Genomic DNA, 1,216 nt, shown 5'->3' with positions numbered 1-1,216 from the left:
ATGGCGGCACCACGAGCCTGGGCGGCATCAATACGGCGCCGGGCGCATTCTCGGCCCGCTTTACCGGCACCATCGTACCGACCGTCAGCGGCAACCACGTGTTCAAGGTGCGCGCCGACAGCCCGTTCAAGCTGTACGTCAACGACAAGATGGTGCTCGAGTTCGACGGCAAGCCGCTGTCGGGTGACGTTGTCAATGCACTGAGCAACTTCGTCAAGGTCGGCGGCTTGACCGCCGGCGTGCCCGCCACCGTGCGCCTGGAATACCGCCGCACGACGGGCCGCTTCATCCCGGCGCTGGGCGGCATTCAGGGCGTCCAGATGAGCTGGGCCGCACTGCAAGCGCCGGCCGATCTGGCGCATTACGACGCCGTCGTGATTTCCGCCGGCGTGAACGCCGAATACGAAGGCGAAGCATATGACCGCGCCTTTACGCTGCCTGAGTACCAGGGCGAGATGATCGCGAGCGTGGGCAAGGTCAATCCAAAGACCGTCGTCATCATGCATGGCGGTGGACCGTCGGAGATGGCCTCGTGGGTCGGCAACGCCGGCGCCGTGCTGCAAGCCTGGTATTCCGGCCAGTACGCCGGCCAGGCGCTGGCCGAGATCATCTACGGCCGCGTCAATCCATCAGCCAAGCTGCCGGTGACGATCGGCCGCCGCGAGCAGGACTACCCGTCGTACGCGTCGTACTCGAACGTCAAGGACTACCAGCCGGCGGGCTCCTACGGTGCGCCGAAAGGCACGGCCAAGGAAACGATGGTCTACAGCGACAGCGTGTTCATGGGCTACCGCGGCTTTGACAAGAGCAACGTCAAGCCACTGTTCCCGTTCGGCTTCGGCATGTCGTACACCTCGTACTCGTACGGCGACCTGCAGTTGTCGGCGCCGAGCATGAGCGCGACGGGCACCGTCAACGCAACTTTCACGCTGACCAACACCGGCAGCATGGCCGGCTTCGAAGTGGCGCAACTGTACGTCAGCCCGGCCAAGCCAGCCGTGGCGAGGCCGCTAAAGGAGCTGAAAGGCTTCGTCAAGGTCTACCTCAATGCTGGCGAGAGCAAGCGCGTGAGCATCCCGATCGATGCCCGTTCGCTGTCGTACTTCGCACCGGGCAAGACGTCGTGGATCGTCGATGCGGGCAGCTATGCGATCCGTGTCGGCCCGTCATCGGCCACTCTGCCGCTGGTGAAGAACCTGACCGCGCCGGCGTTGAC

Annotated in this window: 1 protein-coding gene; it reads left to right on the top strand. The window is 64.6% G+C overall.

The genetic code is table 11. The annotated features are described in order from the left end of the window. A partial coding sequence (locus AC56LY_RS24460; RefSeq protein ID WP_499583720.1) for a glycoside hydrolase family 3 C-terminal domain-containing protein occupies positions 1-1,216 on the top strand: 1,216 nt, incomplete at both ends.

It is taken from the genome of Telluria sp. ZT3P25 (genome assembly GCF_059685895.1).
Note: the sequence above shows the minus strand (reverse complement) of the source record. Positions and strands in the feature narration are given on the sequence as shown.